Source organism: Alkalihalobacillus alcalophilus ATCC 27647 = CGMCC 1.3604, assembly GCF_000292245.2.
GTDB lineage: Bacteria > Bacillota > Bacilli > Bacillales > Bacillaceae_D > Alkalihalobacillus > Alkalihalobacillus alcalophilus.
The window spans coordinates 1-14,761 of record NZ_ALPT02000095.1 but is presented as its reverse complement, the minus strand read 5'-3'; the positions used below and the strand labels follow the sequence as shown (position 1 = coordinate 14,761).

At 36.1% G+C, this 14,761-nt stretch carries 16 protein-coding genes; 14 read left to right on the top strand and 2 right to left on the bottom strand.

The genetic code is table 11. From position 1 onward, the window contains the following. Positions 1–147 precede the first annotated feature (147 nt). The 5 genes from BALCAV_RS18290 (at position 148) to BALCAV_RS18270 (ending at position 4,089) form a co-directional block, all read left to right on the top strand. Positions 148–945 carry a transporter substrate-binding domain-containing protein gene (locus tag BALCAV_RS18290; RefSeq protein WP_003324737.1) on the top strand — a complete coding sequence of 266 codons (798 nt, stop codon included), beginning with the start codon at positions 148–150 and terminating at the stop codon, positions 943–945. 38 nt (positions 946–983) lie between these two features. Next, positions 984–1,640 (top strand): amino acid ABC transporter permease, encoded by a 657-nt coding sequence (locus BALCAV_RS18285; RefSeq protein ID WP_003324736.1) that lies wholly within the window; start codon positions 984–986, stop codon positions 1,638–1,640. Continuing rightward, positions 1,633–2,355, top strand: a complete 723-nt coding sequence (locus BALCAV_RS18280) for an amino acid ABC transporter ATP-binding protein (RefSeq protein WP_003324734.1) — start codon at positions 1,633–1,635, stop codon at positions 2,353–2,355. The genes BALCAV_RS18285 and BALCAV_RS18280 overlap by 8 nt, the downstream gene beginning before the upstream one ends. Before the next feature lie 173 nt (positions 2,356–2,528). Beyond that, positions 2,529–3,533, top strand: coding sequence for an aromatic acid exporter family protein (locus BALCAV_RS18275; RefSeq protein ID WP_003324733.1), 1,005 nt, complete (start codon positions 2,529–2,531; stop codon positions 3,531–3,533). A gap of 40 nt (positions 3,534–3,573) precedes the next feature. After that, complete coding sequence (locus tag BALCAV_RS18270) at positions 3,574–4,089, top strand: L,D-transpeptidase (protein WP_003324732.1); 516 nt, start codon at positions 3,574–3,576, stop codon at positions 4,087–4,089. Between the two features lie 192 nt (positions 4,090–4,281). Here BALCAV_RS18270 and prli42 read toward each other — a convergent pair whose 3' ends face one another. Further along, complete coding sequence (gene prli42 / locus BALCAV_RS23455; protein WP_152563068.1) at positions 4,282–4,371, bottom strand: stressosome-associated protein Prli42; 90 nt, start codon at positions 4,369–4,371, stop codon at positions 4,282–4,284. A gap of 178 nt (positions 4,372–4,549) precedes the next feature. Here prli42 and BALCAV_RS18265 point away from each other — a divergent pair, with 178 nt between their 5' ends. Beyond that, positions 4,550–5,671, top strand: a complete 1,122-nt coding sequence (locus tag BALCAV_RS18265; RefSeq protein WP_003324246.1) for a M20/M25/M40 family metallo-hydrolase — start codon at positions 4,550–4,552, stop codon at positions 5,669–5,671. A gap of 105 nt (positions 5,672–5,776) precedes the next feature. On the opposite strand, the gene BALCAV_RS18260 is transcribed toward BALCAV_RS18265, so the two are convergent. Further along, positions 5,777–5,986 (bottom strand): hypothetical protein, encoded by a 210-nt coding sequence (locus BALCAV_RS18260; protein WP_003324245.1) that lies wholly within the window; start codon positions 5,984–5,986, stop codon positions 5,777–5,779. Between the two features lie 367 nt (positions 5,987–6,353). Here BALCAV_RS18260 and BALCAV_RS18255 point away from each other — a divergent pair, with 367 nt between their 5' ends. From BALCAV_RS18255 to BALCAV_RS18220, 8 genes are all read left to right on the top strand, one after another. Then, complete coding sequence (locus BALCAV_RS18255; protein ID WP_040324212.1) at positions 6,354–7,979, top strand: Na/Pi cotransporter family protein; 1,626 nt, start codon at positions 6,354–6,356, stop codon at positions 7,977–7,979. A gap of 108 nt (positions 7,980–8,087) precedes the next feature. Then, positions 8,088–9,329: a DNA polymerase IV gene (locus BALCAV_RS18250; protein ID WP_235213146.1), complete on the top strand. Its 1,242-nt coding sequence runs from the start codon at positions 8,088–8,090 to the stop codon at positions 9,327–9,329. Between the two features lie 81 nt (positions 9,330–9,410). After that, positions 9,411–11,675, top strand: a complete 2,265-nt coding sequence (locus BALCAV_RS18245; protein WP_003324240.1) for a hypothetical protein — start codon at positions 9,411–9,413, stop codon at positions 11,673–11,675. Then, a complete protein-coding gene (locus tag BALCAV_RS18240; protein WP_003324239.1) occupies positions 11,672–11,971 on the top strand; it encodes an EscU/YscU/HrcU family type III secretion system export apparatus switch protein in 300 nt (99 codons plus the stop codon). The genes BALCAV_RS18245 and BALCAV_RS18240 overlap by 4 nt, the downstream gene beginning before the upstream one ends. A 56-nt stretch (positions 11,972–12,027) precedes the next feature. Beyond that, positions 12,028–12,453, top strand: coding sequence for a flagellar export chaperone FliS (fliS, locus tag BALCAV_RS18235; protein WP_003324238.1), 426 nt, complete (start codon positions 12,028–12,030; stop codon positions 12,451–12,453). A gap of 13 nt (positions 12,454–12,466) precedes the next feature. Further along, a complete protein-coding gene (locus tag BALCAV_RS18230) occupies positions 12,467–13,840 on the top strand; it encodes a flagellin N-terminal helical domain-containing protein (protein WP_003324237.1) in 1,374 nt (457 codons plus the stop codon). A 37-nt stretch (positions 13,841–13,877) separates the two neighbouring features. Then, positions 13,878–14,318, top strand: coding sequence for a YaaR family protein (locus tag BALCAV_RS18225; protein ID WP_003324236.1), 441 nt, complete (start codon positions 13,878–13,880; stop codon positions 14,316–14,318). Between the two features lie 217 nt (positions 14,319–14,535). Beyond that, a partial coding sequence (locus BALCAV_RS18220; RefSeq protein WP_040324211.1) for a helix-turn-helix domain-containing protein occupies positions 14,536–14,761 on the top strand: 226 nt, incomplete at its 3' end.

Here is a 14,761-nt window from a genome sequence, read left to right as displayed (position 1 = left end):
GGTATAATAAATTTAATTTTCTAAATATTATTTTTGGAAATCATTTTTTGAAAAAGTAGTTTAAATTAAAATATTAATGTGTTATTATGCATTAGTGAGTATAAATATTTATTTTATTATATAATTGAATTAGTGGAGGCAGGAAAAATGAAAAGATTTAAATGGTCAACTTTAGGATTTACAGCAGTCCTTTCTTTAGGGTTATTAGCAGCATGTGGAACAGCAGATGATAATAATAATGATGAAACATCAGGTGATACTCCAGAAGCAGAGACATTAGTTATGGGAACGTCTGCTGATTATCCACCATTTGAATCGGTGGACATCACTTCTGATGAAATTATAGGTTTTGATATTGATATTGCTAAACATATTACTTCAGAACTAGGTTATGATTTAAAAATTGAAGATATGGATTTTAATTCATTACCACCAGCCTTACAGAACGGTCGCGTAGACTTTGTATTATCAGCAATGACGCCGACAGAAGAGCGTAAAGAAAACCTTGATTTCTCAGATAATTATTATGATGCTCATAACTTAATGGTTATACAAGAAGATTCCGGGATTGAAACTTTAGAAGATTTAGTAGGAAAAACTGTTGGAGTTCAGTTAGGTTCGATTCAAGAAGAAGCGGCTGATGAGCTTTCTGAGGAATATGGTTTTGAAGTTATGCAACTAAATCGAATTCCTGAAATTGTACAAGAACTGCTCTCTGGTCGAATTGACGCGATTTTAATGGAAGATTCAGTTGCAGAGGGGCATCTTAAGCAACAGCAAACATTCACCTCGTTTGAAGTGGTTACTGAAGGGGAAACAGGTTATGCTATTGCTTTTAACAAAGATAGTGAATTAGTAGAAGAGTTTAATGAAAAATTAAATGAAATGATTGAAAGTGGACTAATGGACGAGCTTATTAATGAGTGGATCCGTAATGAAGAATAATCCATTATCACTTTCAGATAGAAGAAAGGATATTTTTTATGGATTTAGATTTTAGTCAAATTGTACCCTATATCCCCTATATAACCGAGGGGATATGGGTCACCCTAAAATTTGTCTCAGTCTCTTTAATTATTGGATTAGCTTTAGGGATTGTTTTATCGGTTATGAAAATAAGTCGTTTTAAACTGCTTCGTTGGAGTGCGGATATTTATACATCGATTTTTAGAGGGACACCACTTATTTTACAGCTTTCCTTATTTTATTTTGCCCCTCCTCAATTTGGAATCCCAATTTCTGCTTATGTTGCAGGGGTATTAGCTTTTGGATTGAATTCAAGTGCATATGTATCGGAAATTATTCGAGCGGGAATTGAAGCGGTTGATAAAGGACAAAAAGAAGCAGCAATGGCATTAGGCGTTTCGAATCGTCAAATGATGATTAATATTATTTTGCCACAAGCTTTTAAGAACATTTTACCAGCGTTATTTAATGAATTTATTAACTTAACAAAAGAGTCAGCGATTGTCTCTACAATTGCGGTAACTGATTTAATGAGGCGTGCTCAAATTGTGAATGCGCAACTACATCGTTATTTTGAAACACTGTTATTTATTGGACTTATCTATTATTTATTAGTAATGGGCTTAACCGTTATTGGTCGCCTTTTGGAAAGGAGATTAAAACGCGGTGATTAATGTAAATCAATTAAAAAAATCATTTGGAAAAAATGAAGTGTTGAAAGGAATCTCCACTTCGATTGATAAAGGGGATGTCGTCGCGATTATTGGTCCATCTGGATCAGGAAAATCGACCTTTTTAAGGTGTTTGAATAAGTTGGAAACGGCAAGCTCTGGAGAAGTTAATGTTGGTGATATTGATATTACTAATCCTAAAGTCCAAATTTCGAAAGTACGCCAGCAAATCGGGATGGTTTTTCAGCATTTTCACCTTTTCCCTCACATGACGGTATTAGAGAATATTACGTATGCTCCTATTAAGGTAAAGGGGCTTTCTAAAGGGGAGGCTGCAAAAAAAGCAGAGGAACTTTTAACAAAAGTCGGTTTATTGGAGAAAAAGGACGCCTATCCGAATCGTTTATCAGGTGGGCAAAAACAACGTGTTGCGATTGCGCGTGCACTTGCGATGGAACCAGAAATTATGTTATTTGATGAGCCGACTTCTGCTCTTGATCCAGAAATGGTCAAGGAAGTATTAGAGGTTATGAAAGATTTAGCTGAATCTGGAATGACGATGGCGATCGTCACACATGAAATGGGCTTTGCACGTGAAGTAGCAGATCGTGTTCTCTTTTTAGATAATGGTTTGTTAGTTGAAGAAGCCGAACCAAAGCAATTTTTTACAAATCCACAGTCTGCAAGGGCGAAGGAATTTTTAGAAAAAGTATTATAAGAACAAAAATGCTCGAGGGTTCGGGCATTTTTTTGATCTAATCTAATTTAGTCTAGGTAACAGCTTAAAAGTTCAAGAAGTCTTGATAAAAGTTATAAACCAAACTAGAATTAATCAGTTTGGAGACGTATAATAATAATCTAAAGACGCCGGAAACATATAGGAGAATGAAAGTGAATCTACATATAGAAAAATGGCCTCGTTATAAAATTGGTTATCGCACATTAAAAACGGCTTTAGGAGCGGGTCTGTCAATTGGTATTGCAAGTCTTTTAGGGTTGGATTTTTATTCATCAGCGGCAATTATAACGATACTTTGTATTTCTGTCACGAGAAAGCATTCCTTAGCCGTATCATGGGCACGAATTCTAGCCTGTGTGATCGCTCTTTTATTAAGTGCAGCTATTTTTGAATTACTTGGTTATAATCCGTTTAGTTTAAGCGTTTTGTTGTTGTTATATATTCCATTAGTCGTCATGCTTCGGATTCAAGAAGGTCTAATTACGAGCTGTGTTATTTTGCTTCATTTATATGTACTTGAAGCTTTTTCGTGGGCGATTTTTTTCAATGAACTGTTACTAATTTTAATTGGTGTTGGTGTAGCTTTGTTGATGAACTTATATATGCCAAGTGAAGAAAAGCAATTAAGGCGCTATCGAAGAGAAATCGAGGAGCAGTTCTCAACCATCTTAAATGAGTTGGCAACCTTCTTAAAACAAGGTGATAACCATTGGGACGGGAAGGAAATAAATGAGACAGACCAATTGTTAAAAGAAGGCAAACAATTGGCCAGGCGGAGTATGAATAACCATATATTAAAATATGATGATCATTATTATCAATATTTTAATATGAGAGAGAAACAATTTGAGGTGATTGAGCGCCTGATGCCTTTTGTATCTTCGCTTCATTCAGAAACAAAACAAAGTAAAATGATTGCGAAGTATATTGAAAAATTATCAAAAGCGGTCAGTCCGAATAATTATGTCGCTTACTTTTTGGAGCAGCTTGAGATGATGCGTGCTGAATTTAAAGAAATGGAGCTCCCGCAAACTCGTAATGAATTTGAAACACGCTCGACCCTTTTATACATTGTCTATGAATTAGAACAGTATTTACGAATTAAAGATAAATTATGGAATGAAGTGGATAAATCGGATCGCTCTCGTTCAAAATAAATGAAGGACTGAAAAAGAATGAGAGAAGGTATTTTGTGTTATGTCAAAGCTATTAGCTACCGTTTTAAGCCTTATTTTGATGATTTCACCGATATGGCCGTTAGGGGATAATCCTTCAATAGGCGACCCTCTAGTTATTGTTAACTTATCTTATAATGAATTAGCTTTTATTAATGAAGGGGAAATTCAGCATGTTCATCAGGTGGCAAGTGGACATATAATGAATGCCACTCCTTTAGGGCAATTTACGATTATAGTCAAGGCAAAAGACCCGTATTATCGTAAATTAAACATTGAAGGTGGGGCTGAAAATAATCCATTAGGGACTAGGTGGATTGGTTTTGATGCAAAAGATACTGACGGTCGAACTTATGGGATTCATGGCACTAATCATCCTGAACAAATTGGTCAATATATAACGGCTGGATGTGTGCGATTACCAAATGAAGTGATTGAAGAGCTTTATGAGTTTATTCCATTAGGGACCCAGATTTTAATTACAGATGAGGATTTAAGCTTTGACGAGTTGGCAAAGACATTAGGAGCGATTGAATAATCTGATCGAGTTGTAAATTTTAATTTTTGAGATGCATCTACTAAGTTAGAGGATATACTTGTGAATTTTCCAATTCTTTTTTGAATATAAAATAAGATTTTCCATTAAAAAAGTTAGATGACCGTCATTCTAGTCATCTAACTTTTTTTAGTGGTTTTATTCCTAATTCTTTTATCTATTGGATTTTATTAATTAAAAAATACTAACTCCCATTAATACTGTTCCAAGTACCATAGTAATAATCATTATATATATAATGGCTTTCTGAAATTTACGTGGCATATTAACCCTCCTAATCATTACTACTTCTATTTTACTGTGAATTGGTCATCTGGACAAGTGGTTTTCTGAAAACGAGTTCAAATTTCATGTTCTTTTAGAAGAAAAAGGAAAAAGGTGATTTCTGATTCAGAATCGTGTAAGATCATAAGTGATTTCATTTTATTTGGAGGAAAAAATCATGACAATTAACAAAGAACGTTTATTGAAGCAGTTTTTAGAGCTTGTTCAAATTGATTCAGAAACAAAGCATGAAGGAGAAATTGCTCAATATTTAAAAAAAGTACTAACAGATTTAGGGTTAGATGTTTTTGAGGATGATTCAGCAGCAAAAACTGGCCATGGAGCAGGTAATTTAATTTGTACATTAGCTGCAACAAAAGATGGAGTTGACCCGATTTATTTTACTTCTCATATGGATACGGTTGTTCCTGGTATTGGAGTAAAACCTTCTATTGATGGGGATTATGTGGTGACTGATGGCACGACGATTTTAGGTGCAGATGATAAGGCTGGACTTGCTGTAATGATTGAAGCGATTCAAGTTTTAAAGGAAGAGAACGTAGAACATGGGACGGTTCAGTTTATTATTACGGCAGGAGAAGAGTCAGGCCTTGTTGGTGCTAAAGCATTAGATAAAGCACATTTACAGGCGAAATATGGTTTTGCATTGGATAGTGACGGTCCTGTTGGTGATATTATAGTTGCTGCCCCATCACAAGCAAAAATTAAAGCGGTTGTACATGGAAAAACAGCACATGCTGGGGTTGCACCAGAAAAAGGAATCTCTGCTATTTCGGTTGCGGCAAAAGCGATATCTGCGATGCCTTTAGGACGAATTGATGCCGAGACTACAGCGAATATTGGACGTTTTGAAGGGGGGACACAAACGAATATTGTTTGTGATCATGTGGAAATTTTAGCAGAAGCCCGTTCATTAATAAATGAAAAGCTTGATGAGCAAGTCGGTAAAATGAAAGCAGCTTTTGAAGAAACAGCGGAAAAAATGGGGACATCAGCGACTGTTGAAGTGATCATTATGTATCCTGGTTATAAGAGAGCTGATGGAGACGAAGTTGTTGAAGTCGCAAAAACAGCGATTCAAACAGTAGGCAGAGAACCTAAATTATTACATAGTGGTGGAGGAAGTGATGCCAATGTGATTGCTGGCATGGGAATCCCAACCGTTAATTTAGCAGTTGGTTATGAAGAAATTCATACAAAAAATGAACGGATGTCGATTACAGAACTAAACAAGTTAGCTGAACTTGTTGTAACAATTATCGGTCAAGTAGCAAAATAAGAAAAAACGATTTGGATATTAATCCAAATCGTTTTTTCTTGAACGTAATTGCATTGGCGTTAACTGAATTCATACTGAATTTTAGGTTACACTATAATTATTCACTTAATGATAAACGGTTAGATCCAAATGGCCTTGGCCAAATTCTAAACATTCTAAGATGAATTCTTCACTTTTACCAGTAAGAAGTGATAGGTCTGTAATGGTTATGGAGGTGTTTCTTGAATCATGGTGACTACTTATGAGCCTTTTGACATGTTTATAAAAAACGGTGTAGATGTCAGCTTGAACTGAGTCGCTTAATTGCATTGGCATGATAACCCCTCCCAATTTCTTTAAAACTTGTCTTATACATTTACACTAACTTACTTAAAGAGAACATGCAAATGATGTTGAATAATTGAAAGATTTTCATTTTTGTTTGACAAAACTTGTTAAGTTTCTAAAAGAACCATTGTAAATAATGTAAAGATAATTAGTTTTGTTTTTACAAAATAGGCCGATGATTTTGATTATTCCGAAGTGGATTACCAATTTATAGGGTAGTTTTGTAAAGGTTTTGTAAAGATTTAATGCGTAATGTTAAAAGTGTGTAAATGATAAATAGGCTCTGTTTACAGACTGTTAAAAAGAGTTTATGCTTGTACACGGAATTAGAAAAAATCCTCTAGGAGTGGAATGAATGGTTGAAATTGATTTCCAAGAAACACTGTTTTATTTTCTTGGTGGTTTAGGTATTTTTCTATTTGGTATTAAGTTTATGGGAGAAGGTTTAAAGAATGCTGCAGGTGACCGTCTAAGAGAAATCTTAGATAAGATGACTTCTAACCCATTTAAAGGTGTATTAGCAGGTATTCTAGTAACCGTGTTAATTCAGTCGAGTACGGGAACAACAGCCTTAACAGTTGGTCTTGTAAGTGCTGGATTTATGACACTTAGACAAGCAATTGGGGTTATTATGGGTGCCAATATCGGAACAACCGCAACAGCGTTTATTATCGGGATTAATATTGGTGAATACTCACTACCGATTTTATTTGTTGGTACAGCATTAATCTTTTTCTTCAAAAAACCAATATTAAATTATATTGGGCAAGGCTTTTTTGGTTTTGGTGCCTTATTTTATGGATTAGGATTAATGAGTGGAGCGATGAAACCTTTAGCTCAGTTAGAATCCTTTTCTCAATTAACCTTAACAATGAGTGATAATCCTTTACTTGGCGTTTTGGTCGGTACGGTTATGACTGTTATTATTCAAAGTTCTACAGCAACTATTGGTATTTTACAAGGATTAATGGCTGAAGGAGCTTTAGAATTATCAGCAGCTTTACCCGTTTTATTAGGTGATAACTTAGGTACGACTGTTACGGCATTATTAGCAGCGATTGGGACAACGATTGCCGCAAGACGTGCCGCGATGGTTCATGTCGTTTTTAATTTAATCGGGGCTATTTTATTTATGATCATGTTGCAGCCGTTCACGTTGTTAATAGCCTATTTCCAAGAGTCCTTAGGTTTAAGTGGACCGATGACGATTGCTTTTGCGCATGGTTCGTATAATGTCATGAATACAATCATTCAATTCCCGTTTGTTGGGGTACTTGCTTGGATTGTGACTAAAATTATACCAGGTGAAGACAAACATATTGATTATAAACCAAACATTAGCCCGCTTTTAGTAGAACAATCCCCTGTGTGCCTTGGTCAAGCAAGAGAAGAAGTATTGAAAATGGGTAGTTATGCCATTGAAGGATTAAACGAAGCCACAAAATATTTAAAAACAAAAGACAAGAAGCACGGTGAGCTTGTTATACAATATGAAGAAGCGATTAATACGTTTGATCATGCTGTAACGGACTATCTCGTTAGTATGTCTGGACATATTATGTCAGAAGCCGATACAAAGCTTCATACGGCACTCGTGAATGCGGTTCGTGATATTGAACGAGTTGGGGATCATATGGAGAATGTTAAAGAGCTTGTTGATTATCAGTTGGCGAATAAATTTGATCTGTCTGAAAGTGCTTTAGATGAATTGGAAGAAATGATCGAATTAACGGTGTCGACCTATACAGAGGCACTAGAAGCGTTAAAGACACTTGACAAAGCGTTGGCTAAAGATGTGTTAGTTAAAGAAGATCGAATTGATAAGATGGAACGTAACTTAAGGAAAAAACATATTAAACGTTTGAATGAAGGTACTTGTACAGGAAGTGCAGGGATTGTGTTTGTTGATATCGTGAGTAATTTAGAACGAATTGGCGACCACTCTGTAAATATTGCTCAAGCTGTATTAGACGAAGATTAATAAAAAGGAGGAGTTCATTTGATTTGGAAACACGAATCAAATGAGCTTCTTTTTTATTTGAATAAGAACAAACTTTCGTATAAAATGAAGCTAAAGGGGGGGGGCGATTTGTCAAAGTCACGGGTCATTTTTCATATTGATATGAATAGCTTTTATGCTTCGGTTGAAATGGCGTATAATCCGAAACTAAAAGGCAAACCGATCGCGATAGCCGGAAATGTCGAAAAAAGAAAAGGGATTATTGTCACAAGTAGCTATGAAGCCAGAGCAAAAGGTGTCAAAACGACGATGCCTGTCTGGCAAGCGATGAAATTATGTCCAAATCTCATGCTCATACCTCCGAATTTTTCAAGATATAAGGCTGCTTCTCAAGCTCTTTTTGATTTATTAAAAGGTTATACTCCATTAGTGGAACCGGTTTCGATTGATGAAGGGTATGTTGATGCGACTTTTTATTTAAAAGAAGGTCATCCAGTTCAACTAGCTAAAGAAATTCAGCAACGACTGCTCGATGAAATGGATTTACCTTGTAGTATTGGAATTGCTCCCAATAAGTTTTTAGCGAAAATGGCGAGTGATATGCAAAAACCTAAAGGCTTAACGATTTTACGAAAAAGAGATTTAAAAGATAAATTATGGCCATTGGATATAAGGGAAATGCACGGGATTGGAAAACGAACCGTTGAGAAGTGGAAAAAGCTTCATATAATGACGATTGGTGATTTAGCAAATGCGGATAAAAAGTTATTAGAGCAACATTTTGGCGTGAATGGTTTAAGGTTACATGAACGAGCGAACGGAAACGATCTTCGTGAAGTGGACCCTGATTCGATTTATGAATTTAAAAGCATTGGTCATTCTTCGACACTTTCAAGTGATACGATTAATGAAGTGAAAATAAGAAATGAGCTAAAAAGGCTTGCAGGTTTAGTGGAAAGACGTTTAAAAAGGAAAAAAGTGTGTGCCTATGGTATACAAATTATGGTTCGATATGCAAATTGGAAGACGATCACAAAGAGTCATAAAGTAGAAAATCCGATTCAAGATGAACAGGACCTTTACAAAGAAAGCTTATACTTATTTAATATTGCATGGAAAGGGGACTATATTCGGTTACTTGGTATTAGTACTTATGATTTGATCGAGCAAGAACATGCTTACAAACAGCTTGATTTATTTAATTATAAAGAGGATGAAAAAAAGTATAAATTATTAGAAACAGTAGGCCAATTAAAAGAGAAATATGGGCATACTATTTTTCCACAAGCCAATGCCCAAAAAGTTGAAATAAATGAACAAAATGAAACACTCCGAACGAGTTTTCAACGTGATTTCCTTGATGAGCAATAATTCAAGAAATCACGTTTTTTGTTTAATGATTTCTAAAAAAAACCGATATATATAAGAGAGTGAATATCAGGAGCTGAACTTATGCAAATTAATGTCCAACCTTTTCAATCGAATCAATCTTCCGAAAAAACGGCTCAAATGAACCAAGGCGATAAATTAGCAGTAACGATAAAAGAAAGTCTTAACGAGAAAGAAGCCATCGTTTCGATTAAAGGAAGAGAAATGAAAGCCTCTTTTCCTGAGGGAGTCCCTAACCAATCGAGGGTATCGGTTGAAGTAGTTGATCATAAAGAGGGAATGCTCGCCCTTAAAGAGGTTAATCAAAGTCAAACAAACAAAGAGAATTCGGCAGCAGTCAATCCCAACTCCGATTCGTTAAGCTTAGGAAGTCAAAAGGCGAGTCCAGAATTAAGAGCGGCAATCGAACTTTTACATCAAAGAAATATCCCGATTACTAAAGACGTGCTCAACCAATTACAGACCTTTTTTTCAGAAGGGACCGATCAAAAAAATAGACTTGCTTCTTTAGAGGCGTTAATAAATAAAAAAATAGAACCGACATTACAGCAGTTACGTAGCGTCCATGAGGCTTTACACGGTCAGCCTTATAGTAAGGCAATCGAGCAATTAAATGTCCGAGGACTGGATTTACATCAACAGCCAGTACTGGATGCCGCGTTAAGAGATATCGCTGCATTATTGCAAAGAAATCCGAATCAAGCTGTGTTAAATCGAGTAGAACAGCTATTAAATCAACTGACACAAAACCAAGCAGGTGGAAGCGTAGATTTGAATACGCTCTCCCGTTTATTAACACAGACGAACAGTTTGAATCAGCTTTCATCGATACAAAATGTCCAAGTTTTATTAGAGCAGATGCTCCTGAGTCAAAATTCTGGAGATTCGCTTACTCAACAACCAAAAAGTGAGTCGTCTCCCACCGGAAACATTCAACATCAAGTGGAACAGTTAATAAGAGGAGTGTCAAAAGAAGCAAATGTTCAAAATATCTTAACGGAATTACGGAGCTTCCTTTTGCAAAATCAATCTTTATTAACAAAGGAAACGATAGAAAATTTACAAAGCAATATTTCTCAAGCTGAATCAAAGCTTGAAGATGGTCGGGAATTGAAGGCTAGGCAAATCATCCAAACGGTTTTACAAGCATTAGATCAATTAAGTGAGCAAGACTTTGTATCGTCCGCTTATTTAAAAAGTAATGAAGCCGTGCCTATACAAGAAGCAAGTAAGCAGATCGCTGTAACAACGATCACCGAAAAAATGGCTGAATTAACCGATTCTTTTAAACGAACACAAAGAGATATTTCTAGGACGTTAGATGTGGTGGTAAGGCAACAGGAATTACTTCCAAACTCTAAACAAACGAAACCATTGCTTGAAACGGTTATAAAGAAATTAGATCATGCGATTATGAAAAGTGAAATGCTCTTATTTACCGATATGAAAACAGAACGTTCTTTACTAAAAGCGAGCAGTCAATTACAAGAAGCAAGAAGCTTGTTACAGGCTGGTCAATTCCAGCAAGCACGAGCAATCGTGCAAGAGGTAAAAGGAAATATTGAGACCCTTGTATTTAAACCGTCAGAGACAAAGGTAAGGCATGTGTCTACAAATGAATTGAATCGAAGTGATACGCTTGAGCAAAGGCCTTCTTTAGAAAGACCAAAGATTCATCAAGAGGCGAGTAGTCGTTCTTTATTTGAAGCATTTAGGCAGTTAGGGTTAACGCGTGAATCAGAAGTTGCTCAACAATTATTGAAGCAGCCAAATCGGACTATGGAAACGGAACCAAGGGATATTAAATCACAATTAATGCAAATGGCTAAAAATGAGACAGAGGGAAGAGTTCAACAACTGGCAAGTCAAGCTTTGCAAAATCTCACGGGCCAACAGCTTTTGAGTCGTTCTGAACCTCACAGCCATATGCAAAATATGATGTTTCAATTGCCACTCTTAATGGGCGAACAAGTGGAGAATATTCAATTGTTTTTAAAAGCGCGTAATGGTGGAGAACAATTAGATTGGGAAAATTGCTCCCTTTATTTTTTATTAGAGACAAAAAAATTAGGGGAATTAGGCATTTCGATATCTGCCGCAAATCGTCAGTTGTCGATTACTTTAAAAAATGATGATCCTCATTTTGAAAGGAAAATGACCCCGTACGTCGAAAATGCAATCGGAAAATTAAGTGAAATTGGCTATTCCTTAAATGGAATTCGTTTTGAACAAATGAAGCCATTGGAGGAAAAAAATATTGAACAGCCAGTCATAGAAAATACACAAAAAGCAGTATTTACGGAGGAAGGGTTTGATTACAAAATATGAATCATTATCAATATATTAATCAAACAAAACGTCAGAAACAAAACGGGAAAAGTGTAGCCGTTATTCGTTATGATGAACAAAACCAAGATGCTCCAAGGGTCGTAGCTCAAGGACGTGGACAAATAGCGAATCAAATTTTGGATATGGCCAAGGAGCATAATATTGAAATGCAAGAGGACTCTCATCTCTTAGCCAATTTATTAGAGGTTGATTTAGGAGAACAAATTCCACCGCAGCTTTATTCGGTTATGGCGGAAATTTTACTTATGATCGAAAGTATGGAAAGAGAGACTTAACAATTTTTCAGTTAAGACGATAGTAAAGATAAGTACAAAAAAGTGGAGGGAAAATATTGAACGGGTTACTAACAGAAGAGTGGCTATATCAGAAATCGTCACAGGAAATTACAAGCCTGTTATATGAAGCGTGTCTGAACCAATTAGAAGAGTCGATTGAATCAATTGAACTTAAAGATTTTATTAAAGCGAATGAGCATTTACAAAAAGCATCGGATATTCTTGTTCGGTTAGGAGCGGGTTTAAACTATGAAGCTGGGATTTTATCTGATCAACTCGAACAGCTTTATCAATACATGGTAGAACGTCTGCTAGTTGCTAACTTACAAAAAGACGGTCAAATTGTAGAGGAAATCATCGTGATTTTAAATCAATTAATGACTGCTTGGAACGAGGCAATGAGATCAAAAAAAGATCAAGAATCCAATGTCATTAAACAACAGAAAAATCGATATGAAAAATTAGCTATTTACGATAATTAAAGGAGAGAGCTATATGAAAATTAATAATAACATTCAAGCCTTAAATGCCTACCGCAATTTATATCAAAATCAATTTCAAACATCAAAAAACCTCGAGAAATTATCTTCAGGATTAAGAATTAACCGTGCGGCAGATGATGCAGCAGGACTTGCGATTTCGGAAAAAATGCGTTCACAAATTCGTGGATTAAAAATGGCTGAACGAAATGCAATGGATGGGATTTCCTTAATGCAAACATCTGAAGGCGCGATGCAAGAAGTACATACGATGTTACAAAGAATGCGCGAACTGTCTGTTCAAGCGGCTAACGATACGAATACGGAATATGATCGTGAACAAATCCAAAAAGAAATCGACCAATTAATGACCGAAATCGATAGCATCTCAGAAAAAACCGAGTTTAATACAAGGAAGTTATTGAATGGGTTTAGTGCGGTGTTGACGACTTATGATCAAGTGGCTAATGCTAATGGGATTAACTTAGATGGTTTTCCAAAAGTGACGGATGCGAATTTGAAGTCTGGGGATTATGAAGTAATTATTACAGAACCCAAAGAAGTAGATACAATGACGCAACCAGGTGCAGGATTATCCCAAGGTGACGTTAAATTTAATGATTTTGAAAATAGTGATATGAAATTAGGAGAATATACGATAAATGTTCGAGAAGTTGAGAATGGCTTTGCGAAAATTGAAATATTGGATCCAGATGGGTTATCTTTAGGAGTTAAATCTGTTGAGATTGGTGACGGGGGGACAGCGGGGCATGAGATTTTTGGTTTAGCTATCGATACTAATGAAATTACTTCAGCAGGAACAGTTAAAGTAAAAATGGAAGTTAGTGCTACTTTTACTTTAAATGATGCTAATGGCAATACTGTTCAAGCGGAACGTGAATTAACATCGGTGAATGGTAAATTTAAACACGGAGGAATTGAGTATAATTTCCAATCTAATATTCAAGAGGGTGAGTTAGAGTTTAGTGTCACTAACAACGCCCTTTCTTTCCAAATTGGGCCGAATACGAACCAAAACGTAATGATTGATATTCCACAAATGGATGTTGTAACTCTTGGCATTGAAGGAATTAATGTGGTGTCAAATGAGGGGGCAAACGATGCAATCTTCCGGATTGACCAAGCGATTAATACGTTGTCTGATGCTCGTGCTAAATTAGGAGCGGTGCAAAATCGATTGGAGCATACGATTAATAATTTACAAGTGACTCATGAAAATTTAACAGCTTCTGAATCACGAATTCGTGATGCGGATATGGCTTTAGAGATGACTGAATTCACTCGTAATAACATCTTAAATCAGTCAGCAACTGCCATGCTTGCTCAAGCAAATCAACTTCCACAAGGAGTCTTACAACTGTTACAATAATAATGGAACAAGTTAGAGCATAAAGGTGGATTTGAATATGGATGTACAAAGGATTGCCACAACTGGGATTGGGAAACCTGCCCCAAAATCATCTTCAAAAACGAGTGCTTCGGTTTCTTTTTCAGAAGTAATGTCAGGTAAAAGGGATCAAGCAGCTGAACATCGTTTAAGAGAATTAATGGGCAAAATAGAAGACCAAGGAAAGACGTTGTCTGAAACGAGAACGGTTGAAGAACTGCGAAAATATAAGCAACTGATTAAAGAGTTTGTTGGAGAAGCAGTTGAACATGGCTTAAGTTTGGAAGAGAAGAGAGGCTTTAATCGTAGAGGACGTACAAAAATTTACAAAATCGTCGAGCAAGTCGATCAGAAGCTTTTAGATTTAACGAATGCTGTTTTAGAGAAAGAAAAAAAAGGCCTAGATATTCTTGATATGGTCGGCGAAATTAAAGGTATGTTGATTAATATTTATGCGTAAAGGCGGTCTCAAAAGTTGAATGACTTTTGAGACGCTTTTTTATATTTAGTAATGAGAGCACACAACCGTTTATAATTTCCCGACAGAAGACTCCCTCTTCAATCGTGTGAAGGGAGAAGCCCAACGATAAGGGGGAGATGAATGGCGGTTGGCGGTAGCCAAAGAGATTCTTGTTAGGGTATAATAAGAACATACATTCCTATCTGAGGTGAAAACAATGCTCATCAACAAAGCATACAAATTCCGTCTCTATCCAACCAAAGAACAGGAAATCTTCATTGCTAAAACCATCGGCTGTTCTCGTTTTGTCTTTAATCGCTTTTTAGGGCAATGGAACGATACCTACGAAGAAACAGGCAAAGGATTAACTTACAATGCTTGTTCGGCTGAATTAACCCAACTAAAAAAGGAATTCGTATGGCTAAAAGAAGTGGACAGCATTG

Bases quoted from the DNA above. Each gene is read 5' to 3' on its own strand.
- BALCAV_RS18225 (WP_003324236.1), top strand. From the start codon at position 13,878: ATGGATGTACAAAGGATTGCCACAACTGGGATTGGGAAACCTGCCCCA.
- BALCAV_RS18255 (WP_040324212.1), top strand. From the start codon at position 6,354: ATGGTTGAAATTGATTTCCAAGAAACACTGTTTTATTTTCTTGGTGGT.
- BALCAV_RS18265 (WP_003324246.1), top strand. From the start codon at position 4,550: ATGACAATTAACAAAGAACGTTTATTGAAGCAGTTTTTAGAGCTTGTT.
- BALCAV_RS18285 (WP_003324736.1), top strand. From the start codon at position 984: ATGGATTTAGATTTTAGTCAAATTGTACCCTATATCCCCTATATAACC.
- BALCAV_RS18240 (WP_003324239.1), top strand. From the start codon at position 11,672: ATGAATCATTATCAATATATTAATCAAACAAAACGTCAGAAACAAAAC.
- BALCAV_RS18245 (WP_003324240.1), top strand. From the start codon at position 9,411: ATGCAAATTAATGTCCAACCTTTTCAATCGAATCAATCTTCCGAAAAA.
- BALCAV_RS18290 (WP_003324737.1), top strand. From the start codon at position 148: ATGAAAAGATTTAAATGGTCAACTTTAGGATTTACAGCAGTCCTTTCT.
- BALCAV_RS18230 (WP_003324237.1), top strand. From the start codon at position 12,467: ATGAAAATTAATAATAACATTCAAGCCTTAAATGCCTACCGCAATTTA.
- BALCAV_RS18260 (WP_003324245.1), bottom strand. From the start codon at position 5,986: ATGCCAATGCAATTAAGCGACTCAGTTCAAGCTGACATCTACACCGTT.
- BALCAV_RS18270 (WP_003324732.1), top strand. From the start codon at position 3,574: ATGTCAAAGCTATTAGCTACCGTTTTAAGCCTTATTTTGATGATTTCA.
- prli42 (WP_152563068.1), bottom strand. From the start codon at position 4,371: ATGCCACGTAAATTTCAGAAAGCCATTATATATATAATGATTATTACT.